Annotated in this window: 21 protein-coding genes and 1 pseudogene; 4 read left to right on the top strand and 18 right to left on the bottom strand. The window is 66.9% G+C overall.

Going from position 1 to position 23398, the window contains the following annotated elements:
• Positions 1-79 precede the first annotated feature (79 nt).
• A complete protein-coding gene (locus AC3WRR_RS17990; RefSeq protein WP_492297628.1) occupies positions 80-280 on the top strand; it encodes a hypothetical protein in 201 nt (66 codons plus the stop codon).
• Between the two features lie 127 nt (positions 281-407).
• Here the strand turns inward: AC3WRR_RS17990 and AC3WRR_RS17985 are convergent, their stop codons facing one another.
• The 12 genes from AC3WRR_RS17985 to flgB form a co-directional block, all read right to left on the bottom strand.
• Entirely contained in the window at positions 408-1100 is a 693-nt protein-coding gene (locus AC3WRR_RS17985; protein ID WP_492297626.1) for a DUF429 domain-containing protein, read from the bottom strand.
• 1759 nt (positions 1101-2859) lie between these two features.
• Complete coding sequence (gene flgL, locus AC3WRR_RS17980) at positions 2860-4089, bottom strand: flagellar hook-associated protein FlgL (RefSeq protein WP_454751355.1); 1230 nt, start codon at positions 4087-4089, stop codon at positions 2860-2862.
• Positions 4090-4135: 46 nt separating this feature from the next.
• Positions 4136-6055: a flagellar hook-associated protein FlgK gene (gene flgK, locus AC3WRR_RS17975; protein WP_011616450.1), complete on the bottom strand. Its 1920-nt coding sequence runs from the start codon at positions 6053-6055 to the stop codon at positions 4136-4138.
• Positions 6056-6191: 136 nt separating this feature from the next.
• On the bottom strand, positions 6192-7235 hold the full coding sequence (flgJ, locus tag AC3WRR_RS17970) for a flagellar assembly peptidoglycan hydrolase FlgJ (RefSeq protein ID WP_492297624.1): 1044 nt from the start codon (positions 7233-7235) through the stop codon (positions 6192-6194).
• A 2-nt stretch (positions 7236-7237) separates the two neighbouring features.
• The gene (locus tag AC3WRR_RS17965; RefSeq protein ID WP_492297622.1) at positions 7238-8407 is read right to left on the bottom strand and encodes a flagellar basal body P-ring protein FlgI; all 1170 of its coding nucleotides are present in this window, start codon (positions 8405-8407) and stop codon (positions 7238-7240) included.
• Positions 8391-9089 (bottom strand): flagellar basal body L-ring protein FlgH, encoded by a 699-nt coding sequence (gene flgH / locus AC3WRR_RS17960; protein WP_492297620.1) that lies wholly within the window; start codon positions 9087-9089, stop codon positions 8391-8393. The genes AC3WRR_RS17965 and flgH overlap by 17 nt, the downstream gene beginning before the upstream one ends.
• Positions 9090-9100: 11 nt before the next feature.
• On the bottom strand, positions 9101-9886 hold the full coding sequence (flgG, locus tag AC3WRR_RS17955) for a flagellar basal-body rod protein FlgG (protein ID WP_010812663.1): 786 nt from the start codon (positions 9884-9886) through the stop codon (positions 9101-9103).
• A gap of 54 nt (positions 9887-9940) precedes the next feature.
• Positions 9941-10684, bottom strand: a complete 744-nt coding sequence (locus AC3WRR_RS17950; protein WP_010812664.1) for a flagellar basal body rod protein FlgF — start codon at positions 10682-10684, stop codon at positions 9941-9943.
• 26 nt (positions 10685-10710) lie between these two features.
• The gene (gene flgE / locus AC3WRR_RS17945; protein WP_010812665.1) at positions 10711-11937 is read right to left on the bottom strand and encodes a flagellar hook protein FlgE; all 1227 of its coding nucleotides are present in this window, start codon (positions 11935-11937) and stop codon (positions 10711-10713) included.
• Between the two features lie 65 nt (positions 11938-12002).
• Complete coding sequence (gene flgD / locus AC3WRR_RS17940; RefSeq protein ID WP_010812666.1) at positions 12003-12668, bottom strand: flagellar hook assembly protein FlgD; 666 nt, start codon at positions 12666-12668, stop codon at positions 12003-12005.
• Positions 12669-12723: 55 nt separating this feature from the next.
• Positions 12724-13131, bottom strand: a complete 408-nt coding sequence (gene flgC / locus AC3WRR_RS17935; protein WP_010812667.1) for a flagellar basal body rod protein FlgC — start codon at positions 13129-13131, stop codon at positions 12724-12726.
• A gap of 24 nt (positions 13132-13155) precedes the next feature.
• Positions 13156-13563 (bottom strand): flagellar basal body rod protein FlgB, encoded by a 408-nt coding sequence (gene flgB / locus AC3WRR_RS17930; RefSeq protein ID WP_010812668.1) that lies wholly within the window; start codon positions 13561-13563, stop codon positions 13156-13158.
• A 245-nt stretch (positions 13564-13808) separates the two neighbouring features.
• On the opposite strand from flgB, the gene flgA reads away from it, so the two are divergent.
• The 3 genes and pseudogenes from flgA to AC3WRR_RS17915 all read left to right on the top strand — a co-directional run bounded on the left by flgA (position 13809) and on the right by AC3WRR_RS17915 (position 15536).
• Entirely contained in the window at positions 13809-14600 is a 792-nt protein-coding gene (flgA, locus tag AC3WRR_RS17925) for a flagellar basal body P-ring formation chaperone FlgA (RefSeq protein WP_011616445.1), read from the top strand.
• Positions 14601-14761: 161 nt separating this feature from the next.
• Positions 14762-15070 carry a flagellar biosynthesis anti-sigma factor FlgM gene (gene flgM / locus AC3WRR_RS17920; protein ID WP_010812670.1) on the top strand — a complete coding sequence of 103 codons (309 nt, stop codon included), beginning with the start codon at positions 14762-14764 and terminating at the stop codon, positions 15068-15070.
• Between the two features lie 5 nt (positions 15071-15075).
• Positions 15076-15536 (top strand): annotated as a pseudogene (locus AC3WRR_RS17915) (flagellar protein FlgN).
• A gap of 68 nt (positions 15537-15604) precedes the next feature.
• Here the strand turns inward: AC3WRR_RS17915 and AC3WRR_RS17910 are convergent.
• From AC3WRR_RS17910 to flhB, 6 genes are all read right to left on the bottom strand, one after another.
• Entirely contained in the window at positions 15605-16042 is a 438-nt protein-coding gene (locus AC3WRR_RS17910; RefSeq protein ID WP_492297617.1) for a flagellar protein FlhE, read from the bottom strand.
• A complete protein-coding gene (locus AC3WRR_RS17905; protein ID WP_010812673.1) occupies positions 16042-16758 on the bottom strand; it encodes an RNA polymerase sigma factor FliA in 717 nt (238 codons plus the stop codon). Before AC3WRR_RS17905 ends, AC3WRR_RS17910 begins: the two co-directional genes overlap by 1 nt.
• A gap of 97 nt (positions 16759-16855) precedes the next feature.
• Entirely contained in the window at positions 16856-17650 is a 795-nt protein-coding gene (locus AC3WRR_RS17900) for a MinD/ParA family ATP-binding protein (protein ID WP_454751381.1), read from the bottom strand.
• An 11-nt stretch (positions 17651-17661) separates the two neighbouring features.
• Positions 17662-19992 carry a flagellar biosynthesis GTPase FlhF gene (gene flhF, locus AC3WRR_RS17895; protein ID WP_454751358.1) on the bottom strand — a complete coding sequence of 777 codons (2331 nt, stop codon included), beginning with the start codon at positions 19990-19992 and terminating at the stop codon, positions 17662-17664.
• 10 nt (positions 19993-20002) lie between these two features.
• Positions 20003-22084: a flagellar biosynthesis protein FlhA gene (flhA, locus tag AC3WRR_RS17890; RefSeq protein ID WP_492297615.1), complete on the bottom strand. Its 2082-nt coding sequence runs from the start codon at positions 22082-22084 to the stop codon at positions 20003-20005.
• Entirely contained in the window at positions 22081-23223 is a 1143-nt protein-coding gene (flhB, locus tag AC3WRR_RS17885) for a flagellar biosynthesis protein FlhB (protein ID WP_011616441.1), read from the bottom strand. Before flhB ends, flhA begins: the two co-directional genes overlap by 4 nt.
• Positions 23224-23398 lie beyond the last annotated feature (175 nt).

Here is a 23398-nt window from a genome sequence, read left to right as displayed (position 1 = left end):
ATAATGAAGACTGTATCTCCTCGCACTGCATCAGACATCGGCAACCAAGGACTTTGAAGGGAATCACCCGGGCGTTCTCATGTTCGATGAACCGGGCCAACATTCCATGGCAGTGGATAGCCAACACGCACTCCTCAAGCAACTCGCCGGTGAGTCTGGTTTGCAGAGCATCATCGCCGCATCCTTTGACGAGAACGAGGGCGTCTTCAAGCAAGCCACACAAGGCGTTACCTTCAAGCTCATTGAGTGGTCGGGTAAGCTACTTCAGCCGCTGAAGTAGCAACGCCGGTTTCAGTGCGTGGAAGTGAAAATCACGACCACGCACTGTCGGCTGTGCTGCGGTCAGATGAACAGTGCCCGCAACCATGGCACGGCTTCGTAGATGACCGTACCAATGATAGCCGCCGCTAGGTTAGTCCTAATTCCGTTGGGGCTACTTTACGAGCGAGGCGAATTCGCCCCGCGTCGGGCACAAAGATGTATCCGCCATGGGCGTCCCCATATGCTCGCGTTTTCCCAAGGAGTAAGAACTGTGCCGTCAGTGCACAGAGCGCGGCATCCACGGCATCGATAGAGGTTATAGAACTGGTATCGATGCCCGCATCTTCCAGCAACCTGCGTCGCTGAACGCGCTTAAGTCTTGCCGAGGCGACTTCCCTGCCCAGAAGGGAACACGTGATGGCGTGCGGAAACGTCTCGAAACTGACCGGTCCTCCGGCGTATCGCCTTTCCGTCAGCAGAGGATACGTAGGTGCTAAAGTCTGGAAGACCTTCTCGCCACTGAACATCCAACCATAGAATCCGCTGGTGCTTGCTAGCGCTCGCTCCAGTGTGGGAGTCGAGAAGCAAAATATCTTCTCTTTGGCGAGTTCTTTTTCCGCCAGTCGTCCGACGCCATCCAAACTCCATCGGCATGGTGCGTCGACACCCACGGCTTTTACCTCGTGCCGAAGGCAGGTGCGGTACAGGTCTTCCGGGTTGCTGCTTTTTGCTACGCAGACGACTTCGCGGGCTCGGATGATAACCAAGTGGCATCCCTTCTTCGCGCCCCCGATGTCAATGCCGGCTACTGCCGCTGCGTTTGATATGCTTGTCTCCAATGGCTCCTCCCATTCGCGCGGACAGATTTGGCTTGCCTATCGGCCACCGTTGACGTGAAAGCATTGTCTCGGTCAGGTCCTTGGTCGACGCCAACTGGCTATCAAACGCAGCACAAAGCGTGATGAAGAACTGAGCCGCGGCCTTCGAACCTGGGTCACCGACCAGCACGTACTCTTGCCCGTCAATCGCCACAGCTCTTCTCGAGGAAAGCTCTAAGCGGACAAGCGGCGCCGTTGCCCAGTATCGCCGAGTACTTCCAAACCTGCCAACTAGGTGCAGCTCACCACTGTAAATCTCGAGCAATCTCCATTCTGACAGGAGCTCGCATTGCACGTTGAGCGCGAGGTTTGATGCCAATGGCCTTCGCACGATTGTCCTCCAACCATAGCGTATCTGTGACATTGACAGAAGCAGCTCTCGTGGCCACTGAACATGTTTGGCTCAATGACTTGTGTGCCGTCTCTCTGACACAGGCACGAAGTACTCATCACTGACGTCAGTCACCTGATTGAATCGCCAGATGCATTTGTAGTGCCTCCACACGTACATTGCCTCATCATCGACGCCCGGCGGACCAAGCAGTTTGTAAGCGCGGCCATTTGTGGCGACACCGGTGCGCAGACTCAGGTCAAAGGTTGATATGGGCGTACTCACTCGGCCCATGCGGTCTTCAACGCTATATCCGACGAAGTGTCGTGTGCCGCAATCCGTTTGGAGCACTCGCCAGGACACCAACCACACCTTCCGCTCGGTGGTGACGACACTCGCTGTCCTCTTGCGCATGAGGTGTGCCTTTCCCTTGGACGCAAGGAAATGCTTGAGCATGCAAGTCCACGGCAGGGCCCTCATGTGCATTCGAAGGTGGCGCCGTGCAAAGGGATACCATCGCCGCAACCTAGCGGTGAGCTTCGACGCGAGTTGGACTCCGCAGTGGAGCTATGCCTGCAATGGGTCGGGAAATTTGTTGCCGAGAGTGTGGTTCTGCTTGTGGGCGGCAACTGTGCAGCGCCAGTGCGGGCGCGTGATTGAAGTCTAGGCCGTCTCTCGATGTTTGCAAGGGTATTGGCTCGCCCCAACATGGAAGACGGTCTCTCGGCCGGCAAAGGCGCCTTCCGTCGGCGGGCACGCTGTTGGCCACAGCGATTGAAGGCCTTCCGGTAGCTGAGGACTTCGGGCCTGGTCTTCCTTACATCAAGGCTGAGCCATACCCTCAGTCGACCAAGGGGCACCGCGAAGACAGGCTTTTAAGGAGCGTGACTTTCCATCTCGAGGAGCCACCAATTGACGTCATCCCGCCGCCAACGAGTCGGGTACCTTGGCCCAAGATATGCCGGAGCTGGCAACAGCCATGGGCGAGTGCGAAGCCTGCGGAGAACGGTACTAAGACTAACGCCCAACACTGCCGCTAGTTCGTAGGCATCCAGATAAGAAAGGGATTGGCTCATGACCCGTATAGAAGTACTACTTATACGAGTCAGAGCGGAGTTTAGAGGGTGAAGAAGCTCTATCCGGCATCCCCCATAGTCATCTCCGCGTGAAGCCTAGGAAGCACTGATTGGAGGGAAAAATGAAGCCCGTTTTGGGGGGTATATCTAGCGCCGGCCTGGGGGGTGTGTCAACTGCATTAGATACGCCAGAACCGTTGTTCCGTGCGACTTTCATGGAGAATCACCCCCCTACAATCGAGACGTCGGATGCAGGATTCCGGCGTATCTAATGCAGGTATACAACACACCTGAGGCCGCCGCCCCACCCACCTTACAAATACTTAAACAAATTCATCCCCTGAATCTGCATAAACGACTGCTGCGCCCCCTGCAGCGCCGTCTGCCGCTGGTAATACTCGGTGATCGCCTTCGCGTAATCCAGATCCTGCAGTCCCGACAGCGTCTGCGAGTACGTCAGGTCACGGTTGGACCCCACATCATCCAACGCATCGAGCTCGTTCATGCGCGAACCCACCGATGCCCGCACGGTCAGCACGTTGTCGAGCGAGTTGGAGAACTGGCGCGTGGCGGTGGAGATGACGTTGCCAAGATGCGCCCGATCACTGCTGTCGGGGGTGGGCTGGCGCAGCGTGTCGATCACGGTCTGCAGATTGGCGAACATGTCGGTGCCGGCCTCGCTGGCGGGAGCCATGGTCATGGTGTCGCCGTCCTTGGGATCGCCGGTCACGTTGAAGCTGATGCCGCCGACGTCGATATGGGCTGGCGACGTGTAGGCGGCGGGGCCCTTCACGACCGGTGCGGGGGTCGTGCCTGCCGACAGGTTGGTGATGGTGTATTCCATCTGGCCGCTGGCATTGGCCGCGAACGTGACCTGCATCGAGAGCCCATAGTCGGGATCGCTCGGGTTCGTGGTCGACACCGTGCCGAACGTGGCGCTGCCGGTGTTGTTGGCATTGCCCTTGACGACATAGCCGGCGCCGCCGGTCACGCTCATGAACACTTCGCGCCCGGTGTTGCCGGCGGGCATCTGGCGCGCCACATCGACCTGCAGCAGTTGCTGGCCGTTGTCGCCGATGTAGGCGCCCGGACCTTTGCTCTGCGTGAACGGCGCGCTGCCGGAGCGGGTGCCGCCAAACAGGTACTGGCCGTTGCCGTCGTCGGAGTTGGCCAGGCCCACCAGCTGGTTGTACAGGCCTTCCAGCGCCGTGGCCAGCGAGCCGCGGTCGGCATCGCTCATGGTGCCGTTGCCGGCCTGCACCAGCAGCGTCTGGATGTTCTGCGTGACCGTGGTCACGGACTGCAGCGCGTTTTCTTCCGCGGCCAGCGCGATATTGGCCTGCTTGCGCGAGGTTGCGTACTGGCCGTTGACGGCCTGTGCCTGGCTCACGCCCAGCGCGCGGGTGGCGCCGACGGGGTCGTCGGACGGCGTCAGGATGCTGCGGCCGGTGCCTAGCTGCTGCTGGATATGCAGCAGCGAGCCCTGCTGGTAGTTCATCGAAGCCAGGCCTTGCTGGTACAGGGTGGAGCTTGCAACGCGCATATTGGTTACCTCTTCTGACTCTGCTGACGCTTGTGGGTGCCGCCGCTTACCTGCCGATGCCGATGATGGTGTCGAACAGCGTGCCGGCCGTCTGGATCACCCGGGCGTTGGCCTGGTACAGCTGCTGGAAGCGCAGCATCGACACGGTCTCCTCGTCCATGTTGACGCCGGACACCGATTGCTGCGCGGTCTTGATCTGGGTGGTGATGCTGTCCTGCGAGGCCGAGGCGATCTTGACCGACTTGGCGCGCGTGCCGACGTCGTTGACCAGCTGGGCATAGCCCTCGCTGAAGCTGGACACACCACCGATGGTCTTGGCGTTCTGCAGCTTCGCCAGCGCCAGCATGTTGCCGTTGTCCTTGACCGCGCCGGCGTTGCTGCTCAGCGTGAAGGTGTCGCCCGTCGCGGGCGTGCCGCCGAAGCTGAAGGTCAGGCCGTTGAGGGTGTAGTCGGTATTGCTGCCGTTGGACACGGGCGCCGGCTGGGTCGCGAGCGGTCCGTTGGCATCGCTGAAGACATAGGTGGTTCCGTCGAACCTGGCGGTGATCGTGCCAGCCAGCAGCGAATAGCCGGGCGCGACCTTGCCCAGGCTGACCGTGCCGTTGCCCTTGTTCGACGCCGCCGCGTCGGCGCGAGCCGGCGATGCCGCGGCGATCCTGGCCGGGTCGCTGATCGCCATGTCGAAGCCGGTGGCGGCATTGCGCGTGGGCTGGATCGTGAACGAATCGTTGGTGCCCATCGCCGCATTGATCTCGACTGTGAAACCGTCGGCGCTGAACTGCAGCGGGTAGCTGGCGCCGCCGGCGGGCACCGGCGTGACCACCTGCTGGTTGTCGGAGAGACGCGTCAGCGTGTAGTTGGTACCGTCGAACTGCAGCTTGTAGTCGCTGGTGGTCAGGGCCGAGGCATTGTCGATCCTGGTCGTTGCCACCGTGGTCTTCACGGTGTTGTTGGCGTTGGGGATCGAGGTGGCGCTACCCAGTTCAAACATGTCGGTGCCAATCGCGCCGTTTAGGTCGATGCCCAGCTTGTGCTGCGCATTGAAGCTCTGGCCGATTGCCAGCGACAGCCGGCCGATGGCGTTCTGCGCCGCGTCCAGGGATTCGGTGCGGAACTGCAGCAGGCCGCCCAGCGAACCGCCGGTGATCGCGCCCGGCTCGCTCTCGAACACGTTGCCGTTGGGCAGGGTGTAGGCCACCACGGTGCGGTTGGGATCGGCCGCCGAGGCTACCGCCTTCAGCTCGTACGCGTCATTGCCCATCACCAGCGGCTGGCCGTTGCCGACGAAGACGTTGTAGGTGCCGCTGTCCTGCACCACCACCTTGGCGCCGACCAGCCTGGTCAGCTCGGCCACGGCCTGGTCACGCTGGTCCAGCAGATCGTTGGGCGGCTGGCCGCCGGAGGCAGCCTTCAGGCGGGTGATTTCCTGGTTCAGGTTGGCAATCTGCCTGGTGTACGCGTTGACCTGCGTGACGGCGGTGCCGACCTGCTCATTGACGCCCGATTGCAGCTGCTTGAAGTAGTTGCTGGCCGAGCGCACCTGCCCCACCAGCGCCTGCCCCGCCGACAGCATGCCCTGGCGCGCTGCCGGATCGGCCGGGGTGTCGGCCACGGCCTGCACCGCCGCGAAGAACTTCTGCATCAGCGGCGCCAGGCCGCCCTTCTGGTCGGCGAGCAGGTTGTCGATCTGGGCGATCTGGTCCGAGTACGCCGCCAGCGATGCGCTGGCCGAGGTGGCGCCGCGCAGCTGGCCGGTCAGGAACTCGTCATAGACGCGGATCACCGTGGTGGTGTTGGAGCCGAAGCCATAGAAACCCTGGCTGGTGTACTGGCCGCCGGCCGAGGCCACGATGGTGTTCTGGCGCGAATAGCCTTCGGTCGCCGAATTGGCAAAATTGTGGCCGGTCGTCGTCAGCGCGTTCTGCGCGGTGTTCAGGCCGGAAAGACCAATACTGAAGAGAGACATTGTGCTCTGACCCCGGATTGATGGGACTACCGCGGCGAGGGCCGGCGGTGGTGGATGTGGAAGTTATCGGCTGGGTGGGGGCGGGACTTTAGGTGTGGAAGTGATCTTCGCCAGATCCGCTGGCTTCCCCCTGCCCTCAGGCTGCGACCTTCTTCATGATCTTCACCAGCTTGTGCCCGTACGCCGGATCGGTGGCATAGCCCGCGCGCTGCAAGCCATGCGCCGCCTCTTCAGCCGACGCCGCGCTGACCACGCCCGCGTAGCGCGGGTTGTTCGTCAGCAGGCGGGCATAGTCGGCACAGGCCTCGTCATACGAGCCATAGGCGCGAAACTTCGCCCGCACCTTCTGCGGCTGCCCGTCGACATATTCCGTGGTGGTGATCTCGGCCACGCGCCCCTTCCAGCTGGCCCCGGCCTTGATGCCGAAGACGTTGAAGGTGGTGGAGCCGTCGGCGTGCGTGATCTCGCGCTGGCCCCAGCCGGATTCCAGCGCGGCCTGGCCTACGATCAGCCGCGCCGGCACGCCGCTGGCGCGCGCGGCCGCTTCCGCGGGCCCGGCCATGCGGGCGACAAAGGCGCTGACGTGGGACGGCGCGTCGTCCGGCAACCGTCCCAGCCTGTCCTCGCCCTGGCCACGGTCCGCGTACCACTGCGGCTGGTACTGGCGCAGGCCGGCAGTGGGATTCCAGTTCGGCCCCGGCACGATGGTGCCGATCGCCGGCAGGTCGGCCTGCTCGCCGGCGTCGGCCGGGATCGCCCCGGCGCCGCGGCTGTCGAGCAGTCTTGCCATCTCGGCATCGGCCGCCTTGCCTGACTCGGCCGGGCTCATGGCGCTCATGCCGGCCGGCATCGGCGTGCCGGTGGCGCGCGCCAGCTGGCGCACCATCACATCGGCCAGGCCGATCCCGCGCGACGACATCTGCTGCGCAAGCTGCTGGTCCATCATCGACATATAGAGCTTGCTCTGCTCGTTGTCGAAGAGGCCGTCCTGCGGGGTGGCATCGCGCATGCTCTTGAGCACCATCTGCGTGAACACCGCCTCGAACTGCCTGGCGACGGCTTGCAGCGTATTGGCGTCGGCGCCGCCGCGCGCGCTGTGCTTGAGCGCCTCGAAGCCCTGCGTGTCCAGCGCAAAGCGCTGCGTCAGCTCCGCCGCCTGCGGGGGTCGTGCCGTGTTCATGGTCAGATCACTTCCAGCTCGGCACGCAGCGCCCCGGCCGCGCGCATGGCTTCCAGGATGGTCTGCAGGTCGGCCGGGGTTGCGCCCAGCGCGTTCAGCCCCTTGACCACGGCGGCCAGCGATGCGCCCGCCTTGACGATCTGCAGCGAGCCGCCCTGCTGCCTCATGTCGATCTGCGACACCGGCGCCACCACCGTCCGCCCTTCGCTAAATGGCGCGGGCTGGCTGATCACCGGTTGCGTGTTGATCACCACCGACAGGTTGCCGTGCGCCACCGCGCAGTCTTCCACCGTGACCGCCTGGTTCATCACAATGGAACCGGTGCGGGCGTTCAGGATCACCTTGGCCGCGGCCTTGGCCGGGATCACGTCGATGTTCTCGATGCGGGCCAGGAAGCCCACGCGCGCGGCCGCCGAGGCCGGCGCTCGCACCTGCACCACGCGCCCGTCCAGCGCCGCGGCAACGCCGCCGCCCATGGAGCGGTTGATGGCTTCCACCACGCGCTCGGCGGTGCCGAAATCGGTGTCCTTCAGTTCCAGGTTGAGCACGCCGCCATCCGGCTGGAACGGCGCCACCGCGCGCTCAACGATCGCGCCATTGGCGATGCGCCCCACCGCCAGCTGGTTGATCTGCACCTTGCTGCCGTTGGCCGACGCGCCCGCGCCACCCACCAGCATATTGCCCTGGGCGATGGCATAGACCTGGCCATCGGCACCCTTGAGCGGCGTCATCAGCAGCGTGCCGCCGCGCAGGCTCTTGGCATTGCCCATCGACGACACCACGATGTCCAGCTGGCTGCCGGGCTGCGCGAACGCAGGCAGCGAGGCGGTCACCATCACCGCCGCCACGTTCTTGAGCTGCATGTTCTTGCCGGCCGGCAGCGTGATCCCCAGCTGCGAGAGCATGTTGGTCAGGCTCTGCGTGGTGAACGGCGTCTGCATGGTCTGGTCGCCGGTGTTGTCCAGGCCGACCACCAGGCCGTAGCCCACCAGCGGGTTCTCGCGCACGCCCTGGAACGTGGCCAGGTTCTTCAGACGCTCGGCCTTGGCGACGCTGGCAAAGGCGCCAAAGGCCACGCCCAGCGCCAGGCTGATCACGCTCAGGCGCAGCAGGCGGGACAGGAAACGGGCGAGCATCGGAGCAGACATGGCGCGGTCAGAACGGTGAAACATTGAGGAAGAAGCGCTGCAGCCAGCCCATGTTCTGCGCTTCGTCGATCATACCCTTGGCGGTGTATTCGATGCGCGCATCGGCGACCTGCGTCGACAGCACGGCGTTGTCGCCGGTGATCGTGCGCGGATTGACCACGCCGGAGAAGCGGATGAACTCGGCACCCTGGTTGATGGCCATCTGCTTTTCGCCGGAGACCACCAGGTTGCCGTTGGTGAGCACCTCCAGCACGGTCACGGTGATGGTGCCGTTGAAGGTATTGGCCGCGCTGGCGCCGCCGCTGGCCTTCATGGTGTTGGCGCCGTTGATGCTGGCGTTGCTGCTGCTGTTGAACAGGCCGCTGAGCGCGCGCGGCATGGCATCGAACGCCAGCGCGGTGTTGCCGGTGCGGCTGGTATTGGTGCCGGAATTCTTGCTGGCGTTGACGTTCTCGGTGATCAGGATCGTCAGGATGTCGCCCACATTGCGCGGACGCCGGTCCTCGAACAGCGGGTTGCCGGCGTAGGACGACTGGTAGATCGAGCCCGAAGCCGGCCCCATCGGCCGCGGCTCTGCGCGCGCGGTGGTGGGCAGTTGCACCAGCGGCTCGCGCGGCATCAGCGCGCAGCCGCCGCTGGCCAGCATTGCCACGCCGGCCAGGCAAACCAGCGCATGCGCGCCCAGGCGGGAAAGCAAGGTGGCCATGCTCACACCAGTCAACCCAGTTGCGACAGGCGCTGCAGCATCTGGTCGGATGCCTGCACGGCCTTGCTGTTGATCTCATACGCGCGCTGGGTCTGGATCATGCTGACCAGCTCTTCCACCACGTTCACGTTGGACGCTTCCACGTAGTTCTGCTGCACCACGCCAGCGCCGTTCAGGCCCGGCACGGTGGTGTTGGGCGCGCCCGAGGCATCGGTCTGCACGTACAGGTTCTCGCCCATGCTTTCCAGGCCGGCCGGGTTCATGAAAGTGGCCAGCTGCAGCTGCCCCACCTGCACGTTGGCGCTGGAGCCGGGCTGCGTCACCGACACGGTGCCATCGCGCGCAATGGTCATCGACAGCGTATTGGCCGGGATGGTGATGGCGGGCTGGATCACGAAGCCGCTGGAGGTCACCAGCTGGCCGTTCTGGTCCACCTGGAACGAGCCGTCGCGGGTGTAGGCGGTGGTGCCGTCGGGCAGCGCCACCTGGAAGAAGCCCTGTCCCAGGATGGCCACGTCCTTGGCATTGCCAGTCTGCTGCGGGTTGCCCTGGGTGTGGATGCGCTCGGTGGCCACGGGGCGCACGCCGGTGCCCAGCTGCATGCCCGACGGCAGCGTGGTCTGGTCCGACGACAGCGCGCCGGGCTGGCGGATGGTCTGGTACATCAGTTCCTCGAACACCGCGCGGCCGCGCTTGAAGCCGTTGGTCGACACGTTGGCCAGGTTGTTCGAGATCACGTCCATCTGCGTCTGCTGCGCATCGAGGCCGGTCTTGGCAATCCAGAGAGAGCGGATCATGGTGGTCCTTGCGTTGGTGCTGGCACGGTGCGCCGTGCCGGTCAGTCATTCAGGTCAGTTGGTCGAGAGCAGCTGGTTGGCGCGCTGCTCGTTGCCGTCGGCGCCCTGGATCATCTTCATCTGCATCTCGAAGCGGCGGGCATTGGCGATCATCTCGACCATGGCTTCGGTCGGGTTGACGTTGCTGCCTTCCAGCGCGCCCGAGATCACGCGCACGGTGGGATCGGCCTCCAGCGGCTGCGCGCCGGGACGCAGGCGGAACAGGCCGTCATCGCCGCGCGCGATGGCGTCGTTGGGCGGGTTGACCACGCGCAGCCGGCCCACCTGCGCCAGGCCGGCAGAGGCTTCGCCGGGGCCGCGCGCGGTGATGGTGCCGTCGGTGCCGATGGTCACCTGCGAGCCCGGCGGCACCGCCAGCGGACCGCCATCGCCCATCACCGGCAGGCCGGAGATGGTCTGCACCTGGCCGTCCTGCGCCACCTGCAGCGCGCCGGCGCGGGTGTAGGCCTCAGTGCCGTCCGGTGCCTGCACCACCAGCCAGCCATTGCCTTGCAGCGCCACATCCAGCGTGCGGCCGGTGTAGGTCAGCGGGCCGGCGCGCATGTCGGCACCGGGGGTCGAGGCCAGCGCAAACGCGCGCGTGCCCGCCTCCGGCCCCACCACCGGCACCGCGCGGTACAGGTTGACCTGCGCGCGGAAGGCCGGCGTGGAGACGTTGGCGAGGTTGTTCGATACCGCCGCTTGCTGGTCGAGTATCTGCTTGGCGCCCGACAGGGCGGTGTAGATCATGCGGTCCATGGCGGCGGCTCAGCTCAGCGTGGCGATCACAGGTTGACCAGGGTCTGCATGACCGTGTCCTGCGCCTTGATGGTCTGCGCATTGGCCTGGTAGTTGCGCTGCGCAACGATCAGGTTGACCAGCTGGCCGGACAGGTCCACGTTGGAAGCTTCCACCGCATTGGAGCGCAGCGTGCCCATGCTGCCACCGGCCACGCCGACCAGCGCCTGGCCGGAGGCGCCGGTGGCCGACCACACGTTGTCGCCCTCCGGCTTCAGGCCTTCGACGTTGCCGAATGCGGCCATCACGATCTGGCCGAGCGGCTTGGTCTGCTCGTTGGAATAGTTGCCGGTGATGGTGCCGTCGCCATTGACCGAGAAGCCCAGCAGGCTGCCCGAGGTGTAGCCGTTCTGGCTGAGCTGCTTGACGTCGTTGTCGGCGCCGAACTGGGTGGTGCCGGTCAGGTCCAGCTTCATCGCCATAGCCTGCGCGCCATTGGCGGCCGGCTGGCTCAGGGTGATGGCGCCGGCCGCCGGCGATTGCAGTGCGCCGGCGTTGTCGAACGCGAGTGTGACCGGTGCGCCGCCGACGGCATTGCCGTTGACGTCGGTCACATACATGCGCCAGTCGGTGCCACCGGCGACGGTCGGGGCGCCCGCCGACTTGGCGAAGTACGCCATCAGCTGCTGCTTGTTGCCCAGCGAGTCATAGACGTTGATCGCCGTGCTGTAGTTGAACATATTGCTGGTCGGCGGCGAGCCGGCCGCGCTGGCGAAGGCCTGCGTCGGCACGGTGGCGCGTGAGTCAAGCTGGAACTTGGCGGTGATGTTGCTGGTAGCGCGGGGCTCCATCTGCGCGTTGCTGATCACCAGCGGCTGCGGCTGCACGCCCGCGCCGCCGGCCACGCCCGCCGGATAGCCGGTCACCTGCAGGCCCTGCATATTGGTGATGCGGCCGTCTTCCTGGCGCTGGAACTGGCCGTTGCGCGAGTAGTAGACCGCGCCTTCCGGGCTGGTCAGGCGGAAGAAGCCGTTGCCGTTGGTGATAGCCACATCCAGCGAGCGCCCTGAGGCTTCGATATTGCCCTGGTTGAACGACTGCACCACCGAGTTCACGCGCACGCCCAGGCCGATCTTGGTGCCTGCGTAGACATCGGCAAACTGCGCTGCCGATTGCTTGTAGCCAACCGTGTTGGCGTTGGCGATGTTGTTGCCAATCACGTCCAGATTGGACGCGGCGGCGTTCAGGCCGCTTACCCCTTGACCGAAACCCATGATTGCTTCCTTTTTGCTTGGTCGTTGAAGCCGGCCGGCGCCTGTGCGCTGCCGGCACCTGCGTTTCAGAGAATGCGGCGTACGTCGTCGACGTTCGCGGTCTGTCCGTCGCCCAGGTCCACCAGCACGCCGCTGGCGTCGCCGCTGATGCTCTGGACCTTGCCGTAGACCAGCGCCACCGGCTGCACCGAGGTGCCGTTGGCGGTGGCGGTCACCTTGAAGGTGTAGTCGCCGTCGGCCACGGCCGCGCCGGCGTTGTTCTTGCCGTCCCATGCGACGTTGTGCACGCCCGCGGTCTGCCCCTTCATGTCGATGGTGCGCACCACGTTGCCGTCCTTGTCGAGCACGTCGACGGTGACCGCATCCGCGGTCGACGGCAGGTCCAGGCCAAACTTGCCCGGCACGCCGCCTGCCACCGACACCTGCTTGCCCGGCACCATCACGGTATGGCCGATCAGCGCCGCGGAGTCCATGGCGCGGCTGGCGCTGACCTGCGACAGCAACTGCGACAGCGTCGCGTTCATGGTCTGCATGCCGCTGACCGTGCTGATCTGCGCCAGCTGCGAGGTCAGCTGCGCGTTGTCCATCGGGTTGAGCGGGTCCTGGTTGTTCATCTGCGTGACGAGCATGGTCAGGAAGTTGTTCTGCAGCTCGGACGCGCTGGCGCTGCCGCTCTTGAGGGCGTCGTTGATGCCCTGGGTGTTGCTGCCTACCGCGGAGGTGGTTGTCATGTCGGTTCGTTGTGTGCGTGCTGGTGGAGGCGTTGCCGATACAGGCCGAGGCTTGTCACTGGCCGATCGTCAGCGTCTTGAGCATCATGTTCTTGGCGGTATTGAGCACTTCCACGTTGGCCTGGTAGGAGCGCGAGGCCGAGATCATGTTGACCATCTCCTCCACCGGGTTGACGTTGGGCATCACCACGTAGCCCTGGGCATTGGCCATGGGGTGCGTGGGGTTGTGCACCATGCGCGGCGGCGACGGGTCTTCCGACACGCCTCGCACCTGCACGCCGCCGATGTCCGTCTGCCCCGGCGTGGGCGCCATGCCGAACACGACCTGCTTGGCGCGATAGGCCTGGCCGTCGGGGCTGACCACGCTGTCGGCGTTGGCCAGGTTGGAAGCGGTCACGTTCATGCGCTGCGACTGCGCGGCCATGGCCGAGCCCGCGACGTCGAAGATGTTCATTGCCGGCATGCGCTCTCTCCCTTACTGCTCGATCTATTGCTGGATGGCGGCCAGCATGGTCTTGATCTTTGAATTCATCACCGTCAGGCCGGACTCGAAGTGCACGGCGTTGTCGGCGAAGGCCACGCGCTCGGCATCCATTTCCACGGTGTTGCCGTCGACGCTGGACTGCAGCGGGATGCGGTAAGCCAGGTCGAATTCCTCGCGCCCCGGGGCCTGCGCGGGCAGATGGCGCACCGAGGTGGTGGACAGCGACATGCCCTCATTGCGATGGCCGCGTTCGACGCTTTGGGCCAGCGTGCTGGAGAAATCAAAATCGCGCGCCTTGTAGCCGGGCGTGTCCGCGTGCGCGATGTTGGAGGCAATCACCGACTGCCGCTGGTTGCGCAGGCTCAGCGCTTCCTGCTGGAAACGTAGTGCCGCGTCGAGTCTGTCAATCATCTGGCATCTCCCTGCTCACGTGAACGGAGCGAACGACCTTCTTCAGGGTTGCCATCTTAGGCGGCGACCTGTCACGCCAATCGGATGAATAAGGACGGGAAATCCATGCATTTCGGCCCGCCCTCGCGCGAGGGGCTGCCTACAATGGGACCCCGATGACAGATGTAAACGGGGCGCGCGGCCAGTCACGGGGCGGTGCGCCAGGCATGCCGTGCATGCCGTGCCGATCTTGCCGGGAAGTCCAGATGAAACAGAATCGCCGCAACGCCCGCAGCCTGGCGCAAGCCCTGCTGGCGGCCTGCCTGCTTGGGCCCGCCGCCGCCGGTGCCGCGCCGGCGCAGGTCATGCCCGTCGCCATGCAGGCGGCGGCCGCGCACGGCCAGCAGCAGGCTGCCTATGCTGCCAACCCCGCTGCCAGCCCCTTTGCCGAAGACCCCGCGCGCGTTGCCGTGGAACGCTTCCTGCTGCAGCAGACCGCCGGCCTGCCGGGCAAGGTCAGCGTGCAGGTGGCGCCGCCTTCGGGTGGGCGCGCGCCGGATTGCCTTGCGCCCGACCCGTTCCTGCCCGCCGGCACGTCGCCTTGGGGCCGCGTCTCCGTCGGCGTGCGCTGCGGCGGCGAGCGGCCGTGGGTGCGCTACATGCAGGCGCGCGTGTCGGTGCTGACCGATTACTACGTCGCCGCGCGCGCGCTGGGCCCGGGCGAGCCGGTCGGCCAGGCCGATATCGAAGTCCGCCAGGGCGACCTGGGCACGCTGCCGCGCGCGGTGATCACCGACCCGGCGCAGCTTGCCGGCGCGGTCACCGCCAACCGTATTGCCGCCGGCTCGCCGATACGGTCTGACCTGCTGCGCAAGGCCATCGCCGTGCGCCAGGGCCAGACCGTCACCGTGGCCGTGGAAGGCGATGCCTTCCAGATCACCAGCGAAGGCAAGGTGCTGGCCGATGCCGCCACTGGCAACACCGTGCAGGTGCGCCTGCGCAGCGGCCAGGTGGTCAACGGGCTGGTGCGCAGCGGCGACACCGTGGTGCTGCAGTAGCCCGCCGAAAGTGCCTTGATCGTGGCCAAAAGACTGCAAACCCGTGGCGGGCGGCATGCGAAAATGCCGCCGACATCGCTGCGCGGCGAAATCGGGGCGAGCGCCCTAAAGAATTCGCCGGCGCTACCGTAATGCCATAGGAAACCAGCAAGGAACGCCCCGTGAAGATCAACCACACCGCCTCGTCCCGGCCCGCCGACGCCCCCGCGGACGCTGCCGCCGCCCGGCCCCAGGCCGCGCCGGCCAGCGCCGCGGCGCCGTCCGCCGGCCTGAGCGTCAGCCCGCTGGCCGCCCAGGTGCGCGACATCAGCGCCCGCCTGACGCAGCCCACGGACGACGATATCGACACCGCCAAGGTCGAAGAGATCCGCCAGGCCATCGCCGAGGGCCGGATCAGGATCGACCCGGGCAAGATTGCCGACGGCCTGCTCGCGACCCTGCGCGAGCTTGGCCAGGCCGAACCCCGCTAGCCCAAATGAACCAGAGCCTGATCCAGTCCCTGCAGCGCGAAACCGAAGGCATCCAGGCCTTCGGCCAACTCCTCGCCGAAGAGCGCGACGCCCTCAAGCGGGGCGACTTCCAGTCCCTGAGCGGACTGCTGACGCGCAAGGTTGAACTGGGCCAGGCCCTGTCCCGCCAGCTCAAGGCCCGCGAAGCCCAGATGGGCGCGCTTGGCCTGCGCGCCGGCCCCGAAGGCCAGCTGCTCGGCCGCCAGGTCGACCCGGCCGTGGCCGACGCCAGGCGCCAGCTGATCTTCCCGCCCCCCCCGCGCCCCACGGCAACGCCCTGAACGGCGCCGTCGTCAACGCCCACCTCGACTTCACCCGCGAAGCCATCCAGGCGCTGCGCCAGCATGGCGGCGGGGATGCGGGGTTGTATGGGAAGGATGGGAAGGCGGCTGCCGGGGCTGGTGGGGTGAGTCTGGCGGCGGGTTGAGGCGATCGCCAGATGTTCCGTTCTTTCGTCACTTATTCAGAAGTGACGAAAGAACGGAACATTCACTCCTACCTAAACCCCACCACCACCTCATTGCTGCGCCCCTGCAGCACCGGCACCAGGCTGCCATGCCCCGGCACCCGGAACGCAAACACAAAGCCCTTGGTGGCATCATCCCCGAAGAACGCATCGGTCTTGCCTTCCGCCTGCGGCAGCAGCACGCAGCGCTGGGCATTGCAGAGATAGGCTTGCAGTTCCAGCGGTGGGGTCTTGGCGAAGCTGTAGCGCCAGCGCACCGACGTGATGACCCCTTCTGACTGCGGCAAGACGCCGGTGGGCAGGATCGGCGGCGACACCGCGCGCTGTCCGCGGCCGTGGAGTGCCGGCCCGTTGACCGATCCGGTCCAGGCGTGGCGGGTGCCGCCCTCGATGGCGGCCCAGGCGCAGGCCGATGCGGCAGCCAGCAGCCAGCAAGCGCCGCGCGCGGCGCGGCCCAGCGCCTGCATCACAGCAAGCCGCGCAGCTGGTTGCGCAGCCGCGTGATCGCCTGGCCGCGGATCTGGCACACGCGCGACTCGGTCACATCGAGCACCGCGCCGATCTCGCGCAGGTTCAGCTCCTGGTCATAGCACAGCGACAGCACCAGCTTCTCGCGCTCCGGCAGCCGGTCGATGGCGCGGATCAGCGCCTCGCGCATGCCGCTTTCCATCAGCACGGTCAGCGGGTTGCCGTCATCGCTGCCGCCAAGGTGCCGGTCCAGGAAGTCTTCTTCGCCGGAGCGCTCGAAATCCTCGTAGTGCAGCAGCTGGCAGCCATAGACCTCATTGAGCAGCAGCTGGTATTCGTCCAGCGCCATCTCCATGGCCTCGGCCACTTCGGAGTCGAGCGGCGCGCGCCCGAGCTTCTGCTCCAGCCCGCGCTGCGTGCGCTCGATGCGCCGGGTGAACTGGCGCAGGCTGCGCGACTGCCAGTCGTTGGCGCGCACCTCGTCAAGCATGGCGCCGCGGATGCGCTGGCTGGCGTAGGTCTCGAAGCGCGCGCCGTGGGTGTCTTCATAACGCTTGGCGGCATCCAGCAGGCCGATCATGCCGGCCTGGATCAGGTCGTCGATCTGCACGCTGGCAGGCAGCCTGGCGGCCAGTTGCAGGGCGATGCGGCGCACCAGCTGTGCATGCGCCTTGACCACATCGGCCTGTTCGAGCTTTCCCTGGATCGTGTACATGGTGCAATTCTCGTGAATGCTGGATTGCTGGACCGCCGCAACGTGCGGCGGGGGCTGGCTCAGGGTCTGGTTCGGTTGGATGGCATGGCTGGCAGGCTCAGGCCATTGCGGCTGCGGGCGCGGGCGCGGACGTGTCCGCGCGCAGCGGCCAGGCACCGATGCTGCCGGCGGTGCGGCGCAGCGCGGTGGTGGCCGGCGCCGCCGGAAACGCCTCGACCACGCAGCGCCCCAGTTGCACGCCGCGCGCCACCAGCGGGTCGGATGGCAGCCAGCCCGCGCACAACGCCTCAACGCCCAGGTACTGGCTGGCCGTGCGCGCGAGGTTGCGCAGGATCGCCTGCACCGTAGCCTCGCTCGCCGCCATGTTGACGATCAGGTGGAACTGGCGCCAGGCATACAGGTGGTGCAGGCGCTTGATGCAGGCGTAGGCGGCGGTGATCGACGCCAGTTCAGGCCGCATCACGATCAGCACGTTGTGCGCGCCGCCCGCGAGCGGCGACAGCGCGCCGTCGGCATCGACGCCGGCATCCACCAGCACGCTGCGAAAACCGCTCGCGGCAGCAGCCGGCAAGGCGCAGCCCGGCACAGGCCGGCCAGCCGGCAGCACCGCCAGCACGCCACCGGGACCGGTGCCTGCAGCAGCTTCCAGCGACAGGCGGCCTGCGCTGACATCGGCCAGGGTGCCGGCGGGCCTGGCGCCGGACAGCCGCGTGGCGCACGCCGCGGCGGCGTCTTCGTCGACCAGCAGCACGCGTTCGCCCTGCATGGCCAGCGCGTGCGACAAGCCCAGCGCCACGGTGGTGGCGCCGGCACCGCGTTCGCTGGCGACCACGGCGATACGGCGCGTCGTGCGCGGCGCCAGCATCCGGCGCAGGCTCTCGGCCTGGTCCATGGCGAGGGCGCTCACTGCAACACCTCCATCGCTTCAGCGGGCACGGCGGTGCCGCGGCCCGGATAGTTTTCCAGCACGTCGAGCAATGCCAGCATGCGGCCCATGCCTTCATTGAGCACCGTGCCCGGCACCGGCACGCCCTGGCGCACCGTGCGGCCAGCCAGGCGCGCGAGGAAGGCGGGCGCGGCCGCGGTCGGCGCGTGTTCCAGGCGCAGCACCGACAGGCCCAGCTGCAGTGCGGCCAGCGCGGCGCCGGCGGCGTGGCCGCTTTCGGCGTCCTGGGCGAAGTGGTCGATGGCGTGGCGCAGCGTGCGCAGGCGCGCATCGGCTGCGTCGGTCCACAAGGCCCAGCGCGCCACCTGCGCGGCATCTTGCGCCAGCGCCGGGTCGCACAGCAGGTAACGGGTATCCAGCAGTTCGCCGGTGGCGCGGTCGGCCAGGCGGGCCACCACCAGGCAGGCATCGATGCCGCCTTCGGGCGTGCCCTTGCCGCGCACCGGGCTGTCCGGCACGCGCACTTCGGCGCTGGCCAGCCAGCGCACGGCTTCACGCTCGCGCACGGTGTCCTCGCCCACGGCGTGGAAGGTCAGCGTGTCGGCCAGCGCATCGAGCTTCCAGGCGGCGCCGGCGCTGACCACGCGCGCGGTCTTGCGCGCGCTGGCCACCCAGCGCTCGCCGGCCTGCTGCCAGCGTGCCAGCGTGGCGGCGGTCGGTACGGCATCGATCAGGTTGACCACCTTGCGCGCGGCGCTCATGGCGGCGCGCAGGCTGGCGGCATCGGACTCGGCCTCGCCCAACGGCTGGCCGGCACGGCCGGTCGGGGTCACGGTGGCGGCCAGCGGCATGCCGTCGCGGTCGGCGAGCCACAGCGTGTGCTGCATCGGCTGCGGCGTGCGGCGGCCGGGCACGGCCACTTGCAGCGTGGCGGCGCTGGCCAGCACGTACTGCTCGCACTGGCGGGTCACGTCGCGGCAGACCGCTTCGCGCACCTGCTGCGACATCGCGCGCAGGGCCGGGGCGCCGGCGCTGCGCTGTTGCCACAGCGAGCGCGCCAGGTCCAGACCCAGGCCCGCGCCATTGAGTTCCGCCACGCACTGGCTCAGCGCGTCGGCGCTGTCGGTCAGCGAGCGCAGCACCTCGTCGGCACCGCCACGCGCGGGGGCCTCGTCATCGGTGCCGGCGCTGCGCCGGCGTGCGGCGTCCGCATCGGCAAATACCGAACCGCGGCGCGGCGTCAGGAAGGCGCGCTCCACCAGCGCGGTGCTGTTGGCCAGCTCAAGGTGCTCGGGCACGCGCTGGCCGGTGGAGGCGTAGAACACCGGCAGGCGGTGGCGGATCACCACGTCCAGCACCGAGCCCAGGTGGGTGGCCTCATCCAGCTTGCTGATGATGCAGCCGTCGATGCCGCCCCCATCCGGCGCGGCGTCATGACGGTAGGCATGCACCACTTCATTGAGGGTATCGCCGTGGCTGGCGCCGTTGAGCAGCAGCACGCGCTGCACCGGCGCCGGCACGCCGGCCAGCATCGCGATCTGTTCCGACAGGCTGCGGTCGCGCTGGCTCATGCCGACGGTGTCGATGATCACCAGGTGCTTGTCCTTCATCGCCGCCAGCGCGAAGCGCAGGTCGGCGGCATCCTTTACCGCATGCACCGGCACGCCCAGGATGTCGCCGTAGATGCGCAGCTGTTCGTGCGCGCCGATACGGAAGCTGTCGGTGGTCAGCAGCGCCAGCTTGTCGGCGCCGTGGCGCAGCACGAAGCGCGCCGCCAGCTTGGCCGTGGTGGTGGTCTTGCCTACGCCGGTGGGACCCACCAGCGCCAGCACGCCGCCTTGCGCGAACAGGCTGTCCTCATCGCCCAGCACCGGCAGCTTGCTGGCCAGTTCGGTGCGGATCCAGCCCATGGCCGCGGGGCGGTCGTAGCCCAGCGGCAGCCGCGCCAGCAGCGTGCGCGCCAGCTGCCCGGAGAAGCCGGCGCCGACCATCCATTCAAACAGGGATTCGCGCAGCGGGTCGCTGGCGGCCACGCCGTGCGCTGCCGCGCTTGGAACCGCGCTTTGGGCAGGGCTGATCCCGGCCAGCTGGCGCTCCAGCATTGCGCGCATCGATTGCAGCTCACCGCGCAGGTCGCCGATGGCGGTGGGCTCGGCCACCGGCGCGGGCGGCACGTAGACCTGCGCCGTGGCCTGCACGCTGCCCAGATCCGCATCGCGCATGGCGACGATCTCCACGCCGCCCTCGACGGTGCGGTTGGACAGCACCACGGCGTCCGGGCCCATGGCTTCGCGCACCTGGCGCATGGCTTCGCGGCCGTTGGCCGCGACAAACTTGGCTACGCTCATCTATGACTCCTCACGCGCCGATCATGGCGGTGATGCGGATATTGCGGTTGTCCGGCACCTCGGCATGCGACAGCACCCTCAGCTGCGGCATGGTGCGCCGCAGGAAGCGCGCCATCAGCGGGCGCAGCTGCGACGGCACCAGCAGCACCGGGTCCATGCCCAGCTGCTCCTGGCGCGTGACCGCGCCCTGGGTCTGCTGCAGCAACGCATCGGCCAGGCCCGGCTCGATCCCGCCGCCATTGGTCAGCGCCTGCGACAGCACGCGCTCCAGGCCGGCATCCAGGCCGATCACCTGCAGGTCGGCGTTGTTCGGGAACAGCTGCTGCGTGATCGCGCGGCCCAGCGCCACGCGCACCATCGCGGTCAGCTCGTTCGGGTCGCTGATCCTGGGCGCATGCTCGGCCACCACATCCAGGATGGTGCGCATGTCGCGGATGGGAACGCCTTCGTCCAGCAGGTTCTGCAGGATCTTCTGCAGCGCGGTCAGCGAAATGGCCTTCGGCACCAGGTCTTCGGTCAGCTTGGGCGAGTCCTTGGCGATGCGGTCCAGCAGCGCCTGCACTTCCTGGCGGCCCAGCAGCTCGGCGGCGTGCATGTGGATCAGGTGGTTCAGGTGCGTGGCCACCACGGTGCTGGCATCGACCACGGTATAACCGTAGGATTGCGCCTGCTCCTTGATGCCCGCGTCGATCCACACCGCCGGCAGGCCGAAGGCGGGATCGCGCGTGGCCGCGCCCGGCAGCGTGCCGCTGACCTGCCCGGGGTTGATCGCCATCCACTGCCCCGGCATGGCTTCGCCGCGGCCGATCTCCACGCCCTTGAGCGTGATGCGGTAGGCGTTGGGCTTGAGCTCCAGGTTGTCGCGGATATGCACCACCGGCACCAGGAAACCGATCTCCTGCGCCACCTTCTTGCGGATGCTCTTGATGCGGCCCAGCAGCTCGCCGTCCTGCGCGCGGTCCACCAGCGTGATCAGGCGGTAGCCCACTTCCATGCCGAGCGGGTCGACCAGCGTGACGTCGTCCCAGCTGGCTTCAGTGGATTCCTGCGCCACCGCCGGGGTGCGCTCCTCGCGCTGCTTGACTTGCTCCTGCGTGGCGGCGCGGCGCGACATATAACGGCCCATCCACACCAGCACACCCGCCAGCAGCAGGAAAGCAAAATGCGGCATGCCCGGGATGATGCCCATCAGGCCGATGATGCCCGCGGTCAGGTACAGCACGCGCGGGTTGGCAAAGAGCTGGCCGGTGAGCTGCTCGCCCACGTCCTGCTCGTTCGACACGCGCGACACGATCACGCCGGCGGCCGTGGAGATCACCAGCGCCGGGATCTGCGCCACCAGGCCGTCGCCGATGGTCAGCAGCGTGTAGTTGTGCACGGCGGTGCCGAAGTCCAGGTCGTGCTGCACCATGCCCACCACCATGCCGGCGGCAACGTTGATGAACATGATCAGCAGGCCCGCCACGGCATCGCCGCGCACGAATTTGCTGGCGCCGTCCATCGCGCCGTAGAAGTCGGATTCCTGCGCCACTTCGGCGCGGCGCTTCTTGGCGGCGGCCTCGTCGATCAGGCCGGCGTTCAGGTCGGCATCGATCGACATCTGCTTGCCGGGCATCGAATCCAGCATGAAGCGCGCGCCGACTTCGGCGATACGCCCCGCACCCTTGGTGATCACCATGAAGTTGATCACCACCAGGATCGCGAACACCACGATGCCGACCGCGAAGTTGCCTCCTACCAGGAAGTGGCCGAAGGCCTCCACCACCTTGCCCGCGGCGTCCGGGCCGGTATGGCCTTCGAGCAGCACCACGCGCGTGGAGGCCACGTTCAGCGACAGGCGCAGCAGCGTGGTGAACAGCAGCACCGCCGGGAAGGCGGCAAAGTCCAGCGGCTTCTGCGTGTACATGCTGACCAGCAGCACCATGATCGCCAGCGCGATATTGAAGGTGAACAGCAGGTCCAGCACGAAGGCCGGCAGCGGCAGGATCATCATCCCCAGGATCATGATGATCAGCAGCGGCCCGGTCATGGCCTTGAGCTGGCCGGCGGAGCGCAGGCCGGGCAGGTTGAACAGGTTGCTCAGAGCGTTCATTCGCGCATTTCCGGTACGGCGAGTTCATCGGGCACCGGCAGGTCCGCGGGTGCCTGCGGCTGCGGGCCCTGCGAGTAATGCCAGTGCTTCAGTTGATAGACCCAGGCCAGCACTTCGGCCACGGCGGTATACAGTCCGGCGGGGATTTCCTGGCCCAGCTCCACGTGGCGGTGCAGCGCACGCGCCAGCGGCGGGGCCGACATCAGCGGCACGCGGTGCTCTGCAGCCAGCTCGCGGATGCGGGCGGCAATATCGCCGGTGCCCTTGGCCACCACGCGCGGCGCGCCCATGCGCCCTTCCTCATAGCGCAGCGCCACGGCAAAGTGGGTGGGGTTGGTCACCACCACGTCGGCCTTGGGCACCTCGGTCATCATGCGGCGGCGCGCCATGGCGCGCTGCTGCTGGCGGATGCGGCCCTTGATATGCGGGTCGCCCTCGCTTTCCTTGAATTCCTGCTTGACCTCTTCCTTGGTCATGCGCAGCTTCTTGAAGAACTCCCAGTACTGCCACGGCACGTCGATGGCCGCCACCACCAGCAGCGACAGCGACACCACCAGGCAGCAATACATGACCAGGTCGACCATGTGCAGCAGCGCTTCCTGCACCGGCGCATTCATCAGCGCGATGGCCTCGGGCAGGCGCCGCCACAGCACCCAGGCGCCCACGCTGCCAACCAGCAGCGACTTGGCCACGGCCTTGAGCAGCTCCACCAGCGAATGCGCGGAGAACATCCGGCCCAGCCCCGCCAGCGGCGACAGGCGCGAGAACTGCGGCGCGAAGGACTTGCCCGAGAACACCCAGCCCCCCAGCAGCAACGGCGCCGCCAGCGCGGCAACGCCGAACAGGAACAGCAGCGGCAGGAAGGCCAGCAGGCTGTCCCACACCATCATGGCAAAGCGCGACAGCATGCGCGAGGTATCGAACGCCGTTGCCGGCTCGAAGCGCAGCGCCCCCTGCATCACCTGGTTCAGGCTGCGGCCCAGATGGCCGCCCAGCGTCCACAGGCCGGTCACGCCGGCGATCAGCATGACGAAGGTGGCGAGCTCGCGCGAACGCACTACCTGCCCCTCCTCGCGCGCCTTTTCCAGGCGCCGGGGTGAGGCGGGTTCGGTTTTCTCGAGGTCGCTTTCTTCGGACATCCATGCTCCGTGCGAAGCGGCAGGCCGCTATTCGTCAGCAGGGATTATCGAAGCGGGACAGCCTTCCCATTCATGGGAAAAGGCGGGGGAATTGGGTGTTGTTTGGGAAATCAGGGGCCTGGTGGCGTTAACGGCGCCTGATTGGGAGGACTTTAGGCGTGGATGGGGGGGCGGG

The organism is Cupriavidus sp. FW305-3-2-15-C-LB2 (genome assembly GCF_058787575.1).
Note: the sequence above shows the minus strand (reverse complement) of the source record. Positions and strands in the feature narration are given on the sequence as shown.